Origin of the sequence: Bradyrhizobium sp. AT1, assembly GCF_001590795.1 — a bacterium.
In the GTDB taxonomy this organism is placed as follows: Bacteria; Pseudomonadota; Alphaproteobacteria; order Rhizobiales; family Xanthobacteraceae; genus Bradyrhizobium.
Genome location: NZ_JXDL01000001.1, coordinates 5,101,112 through 5,105,737 on the forward strand (window position 1 = coordinate 5,101,112; position 4,626 = coordinate 5,105,737).

At 65.3% G+C, this 4,626-nt stretch carries 7 protein-coding genes; all 7 read left to right on the forward strand.

Features of this window, described 5'->3' with window-relative positions:
• Window positions 1-452, forward strand: a 452-nt coding sequence (locus SE92_RS23695; protein WP_283806790.1) for a DnaJ C-terminal domain-containing protein, incomplete at its 5' end; no start/stop codon positions are given.
• 88 nt (window positions 453-540) lie between these two features.
• Window positions 541-1,140: a class I SAM-dependent methyltransferase gene (locus SE92_RS23700; protein WP_027534962.1), complete on the forward strand. Its 600-nt coding sequence runs from the start codon at window positions 541-543 to the stop codon at window positions 1,138-1,140.
• A 57-nt stretch (window positions 1,141-1,197) separates the two neighbouring features.
• A complete protein-coding gene (locus SE92_RS23705) occupies window positions 1,198-1,776 on the forward strand; it encodes an NADPH-dependent FMN reductase (RefSeq protein ID WP_063198804.1) in 579 nt (192 codons plus the stop codon).
• Window positions 1,777-1,782: 6 nt separating this feature from the next.
• A complete protein-coding gene (gene pyrF / locus SE92_RS23710) occupies window positions 1,783-2,496 on the forward strand; it encodes an orotidine-5'-phosphate decarboxylase (RefSeq protein ID WP_063198806.1) in 714 nt (237 codons plus the stop codon).
• A 93-nt stretch (window positions 2,497-2,589) separates the two neighbouring features.
• Window positions 2,590-2,901: a DUF1330 domain-containing protein gene (locus tag SE92_RS23715; protein WP_063198808.1), complete on the forward strand. Its 312-nt coding sequence runs from the start codon at window positions 2,590-2,592 to the stop codon at window positions 2,899-2,901.
• A 251-nt stretch (window positions 2,902-3,152) separates the two neighbouring features.
• The gene (gene dapB / locus SE92_RS23720; RefSeq protein WP_063198809.1) at window positions 3,153-3,968 is read left to right on the forward strand and encodes a 4-hydroxy-tetrahydrodipicolinate reductase; all 816 of its coding nucleotides are present in this window, start codon (window positions 3,153-3,155) and stop codon (window positions 3,966-3,968) included.
• Between the two features lie 27 nt (window positions 3,969-3,995).
• Window positions 3,996-4,619 (forward strand): 2,3-bisphosphoglycerate-dependent phosphoglycerate mutase, encoded by a 624-nt coding sequence (locus SE92_RS23725; protein ID WP_063198811.1) that lies wholly within the window; start codon window positions 3,996-3,998, stop codon window positions 4,617-4,619.
• Window positions 4,620-4,626 lie beyond the last annotated feature (7 nt).

Genomic DNA, 4,626 nt, shown 5'->3' on the forward strand with positions numbered 1-4,626 from the left:
CCAGGATCAGGCTCGCGGGCGAAGGCGAGGCGGGGGTCCGTGGCGGCCCACCCGGCGACCTCTACATCTTCCTGTCGCTGGCCCAGCACCAGTTCTTCCAGCGCGATGGCGCCGATCTGCATTGCCGTGTGCCGATCTCGATGGTGACGGCCGCCCTCGGCGGCGAATTCGAGGTGCCGACCATCGAGAAGAGCAAGGCCAAGGTGAAGGTACCGGCCGGGACCCAGTCCAACCGCCGATTCCGCATTGCATCAAAAGGCATGCCGGTGCTGCGGTCGCGCCAGATGGGCGACATGTACGTCCAGGTCGTGGTGGAGACCCCGCAGAACCTCACCAAGAAGCAGCAGGAATTGCTGGCCGAGTTCGAAAAGCTGTCGAGCGGCAACACCCAGCCGGAATCCGAGGGCTTCTTCGCCAAGGTCAAGGATTTCTTCGGTAATCGGGCGAGTTGACTCGGCTTGACCGTATCGACTTCGGCCTATACGTCTTTATGACCATTTTCTGACACGCCGCGGTCCCGCGGTCCCGTCCGGTCCAGACATGCCATTGCCATCGTCCGCGCGTGCGTTGAAGAAGCCTCGTCTCGACGACGAGGTGCGCTTTCTCAGGTCGTGGATCGAAAAGCCGCTGCACATGGGCGCAGTGATGCCGTCGGGCAAGCTGCTGGCCCGGACCATGGCTCATTACGTCGATGTCGATTCGGATGCGCCTGTGGTCGAGCTCGGGCCCGGAACCGGCGCCATCACGTCGGCCCTGGTCGAGCGTGGGGTCGATCAGAAGCGTCTCGTCCTCGTCGAATACAATCCCGGCTTCTGTGCGTTGCTGCGCGACCGTTATCCGCAGGCCAAGGTGGTGCAGGGCGATGCCTATCGCCTGCGCGACACGCTCTGGAACGTGCTGAGCGCGCCGGCCTCCGCGGTGGTCTCCGGCCTGCCGCTCGTGACAAAACCCATGCTGACGCGGCTGCGGCTGATCCGCGACGCCTTCACGGCGCTCGCGCCCGGGGCGCCATTCGTCCAGTTCACCTACGCGGTGGTGCCGCCGATCCCGAAATCGCTGCCCGGCGTGTCCACAGAGGCGTCGGAACGGATCTGGATGAACCTTCCGCCCGCCCGCGTCTGGGTGTATCGCAAGGACTAATTCCGCCGGCTTGGTTCCTTGCGCGGCGGGCTGGTTTCGCCGAACGCATGGAAGCGGATGTCCGCACCGAAAATCCTGGTCATTCCCGGCTCGCTGCGCACCGGCTCGCACAATGCGAAGCTGGCGGCGGTCATAGCCTATGAATTCGCCCGGGCCGGCGTCGACGTCACCCGCATCTCGCTCGCCGATTTCCCGCTGCCGATCTATGACGGCGATCTCCAGGCCAAATCCGGCATCCCGAAGCACGCCATCAATCTCAAGCGCATGATCGGCGCGCATCATGGCGTGCTGATCGTCTCGCCCGAATACAACGCCTCGGTGCCGCCGCTGCTCAAGAATGCGATCGACTGGGTCAGCCGCGTGCACGATCTGCACGAGGCGCGCGGCGAAGTCTTCCGCAACCGCGTCTTCGCGCTCGCCGGTGCCTCGCAGAGCCGGTTAGGCGCGGCCCGCGCGCTGCAGGCGCTGCGCCTGATCCTGACCTCGTGCCACGCCAACGTGATTGCCAGCCAGCTCACGCTCGCCTTTGCCGACCAGGCCTATGACGATATGGACAAGCTCAAGAACGAGGGCGATATCGCCGCGTTGAAGGAGCTGGTCGCGCAGTTGATCGACATTTCCCAACGCATGATGTGAGGTGACATGACGCCAGCCGAGATCGCTCCCAAGGACCGCCTGATCGTGCCGCTCGACGTGCCGAGCGTTGAAGCTGCGGAGGCGATGATCGCTGGGCTCGGCGACAGCGTCACCTTCTACAAGATCGGCTATCAGCTCGCTTATGCCGGCGGCCTGCCGCTGATCGGCAAGCTCGCCGACCGGGGCAAGAAGGTGTTTGCAGATCTCAAGATGCACGACATCGGCAACACGGTTGCGCGGGGTGTGGAAAGCGTGGCCAGGCTGGGCGCGACCTTTCTCACCGTGCACGCTTATCCGCAGACCATGAAGGCCGCGGTCGAAGGGCGCGGCGGATCGGGCTTGAAGATTCTCGCCGTCACCGTGCTGACCTCCTACAACGACGATGATCTGCACGCGGCCGGATACCGGCTCGGCGTCTCCGAGCTGGTCGAAGCGCGCGCCCAGCAGGCACAGGTGCTCGGCGTCGACGGTCTCGTCTGCTCGCCGGAAGAGGTGGGTGCCTTGCGCAAGATCGTCGGCCATCAAATGAGCCTCGTCACACCAGGCATCCGGCCGGCGGGCGCACCGAGTGGCGACCAGAAGCGCATCATGACGCCGGGGCGGGCGATCGCCGCGGGCGCCGACTATCTCGTCGTCGGGCGACCGATCCTTGAAGCTGCGGATCCCAAAGCTGCGGCCGATGCGATCCAGGCTGAGATCGCGCAGGCGCTGGGAGCATGATCCGGACCCGAAGGGCCGCGTTCGCGCAAAGCGTGAAGCGGTTTCCGATCAGATCATGCTCAAATAAAGATCAACAACACAGGGAGAAGAACAATGGCGAAAGGCTACTGGATCGGGCGCGTCGATGTGAGCAGTGACGAGGGCTACAAGCCCTATGCTGTCGCCAACGGTCCGATCTTCAAGAAATGGGGCGGCCGCTTCGTCGTCCGCGCCGGCAAGTTCACCACCGTCGAGGGCGCCAGCCGCACCCGCAACGTCGTGATCGAATTCCCGGACTACGAGACCGCGATCGCCTGCTACAACTCACCGGAATATCAAGCCAACATCAAGGTGCGCCAGCCGCACTCGGTCGCCGACCTCATCATCATCGAGGGCTACGACGGCCCGCAGCCCGCGGACAGCTGAGACGTATCTTACCCTCCCCTGGAGGGGGAGGGTCGGCACGCGATCGAGCGAAGCGAGATCGCGTGACGGGGTGGGGTGATCTCTCCACTCGGGCACTGTTCGTCGCGGAGGGACCGTCACCCCACCCCGCTCGCGCTGCGCGCGATCGACCCTCCCCCTCCAGGGGAGGGTGGAAGCATGCTGCTACTTCTGAGCGTCGGTTGCCGGAACTGCCTCCCCCCGCTAAAACGGCCTCCGAAGAGGATCACACCATGTCCGACATGCGCTTGATTGTTGCTGGGGCCGGCGGCCGGATGGGCCGCGCGCTGGTGCGGGCGATTGCCGAGAGCAAAGGCGCGGCGCTGGCCGGCGCGCTGGAGGCGCCAGGCTCCGAGCTGCTCGGCAAGGATTCCGGCGTGCTCGCAGGGTTGCCCGCCAACGGCATCAAGCTGTCGGCCGATCTCTGGGCCATGTCGAAGGAGGCCGACGGCATCCTCGATTTCACCGTGCCGGCGGCAACCATCGCCAATGTCGCGATCGCCGCCGAGCGCGGCATCGTCCATGTCGTCGGCACCACCGGGCTGTCGGGCTCCGACAACGCCGTGATCAAGAGCGTCACCAACCGTGCCGTGGTGGTGCAGTCCGGCAATATGAGCCTCGGCGTCAATCTGCTGGCCGCGGTGGTCAAGCGCGTCGCCAAGGCGCTCGATGAGAGTTTCGATATCGAGATCGTCGAGACGCATCACCGCATGAAGGTCGACGCGCCCTCGGGCACGGCGCTGATGCTGGGCCAGGCCGCCGCCAGCGGCCGCGGCGTCAGCCTCGACGACCATTCCGAGCGCGGCCGTGACGGCATCACCGGCGCGCGCAGGCCGGGCCATATCGGCTTCGCCTCGCTGCGCGGCGGCACCGTCGCCGGCGATCACAGCGTCACGTTCCTGGGTCCGTTCGAGCGCCTGACGCTGACCCATCAGGCCGAGGACCGCATGCTGTTCGCGCACGGCGCGCTGAAGGCGGCGCTGTGGGCGCATGGCAAGCCGCCCGGGCACTACTCCATGGCCGACGTGCTCGGCCTTGCCGATATCTAGTCGACAATCAGCAACGGAAAGCAGTCAATGAGCGAACGTCTTCTCGTGCTCGTGCGCCACGGCCAGAGCGAATGGAATCTGAAGAACCTGTTCACCGGTTGGAAGGACCCTGATCTCACCGAGCTTGGCGTGAAGGAAGCGACCGACGCCGGCCGCAAGCTGAAGGCACAGGGTCTTCAGTTCGACGTCGCTTACACCTCCGTGCTCACGCGCGCGCAGCACACGCTCGATATCATTCTGGGCGAGCTCGGTCAGACCGGTCTGCCGACTTCGAAGAACCTCGCGCTGAACGAGCGCGACTACGGCGATCTCTCCGGCCTCAACAAGGACGACGCGCGCAAGAAATGGGGTGAGGATCAGGTGCTGATCTGGCGCCGCTCCTATGACGTGCCGCCGCCCGGCGGCGAAAGCCTGAAGGACACGCTCGCGCGCGCGCTGCCGTACTACGTGCAGGAGATCCTGCCCGGCGTGCTCAACGGCAAGCGCACTTTGGTCGCGGCTCACGGCAATTCGCTGCGCGCGCTGATCATGGTGCTGGAGAAGCTCTCGCCCGAAGGCATTTTGAAGCGCGAGCTAGCCACCGGCGTGCCGATCATCTACCGCCTCAACGCGGATTCGACGGTGGCGTCGAAGCTGGATCTGGCGGGCTGAGTTTCTT

Coding starts and splice junctions, on each gene's coding strand:
- pyrF (WP_063198806.1), top strand. CDS start 1,783: ATGACGCCAGCCGAGATCGCTCCCAAGGACCGCCTGATCGTGCCGCTC.
- dapB (WP_063198809.1), top strand. CDS start 3,153: ATGTCCGACATGCGCTTGATTGTTGCTGGGGCCGGCGGCCGGATGGGC.
- SE92_RS23700 (WP_027534962.1), top strand. CDS start 541: ATGCCATTGCCATCGTCCGCGCGTGCGTTGAAGAAGCCTCGTCTCGAC.
- SE92_RS23715 (WP_063198808.1), top strand. CDS start 2,590: ATGGCGAAAGGCTACTGGATCGGGCGCGTCGATGTGAGCAGTGACGAG.
- SE92_RS23725 (WP_063198811.1), top strand. CDS start 3,996: ATGAGCGAACGTCTTCTCGTGCTCGTGCGCCACGGCCAGAGCGAATGG.
- SE92_RS23705 (WP_063198804.1), top strand. CDS start 1,198: ATGTCCGCACCGAAAATCCTGGTCATTCCCGGCTCGCTGCGCACCGGC.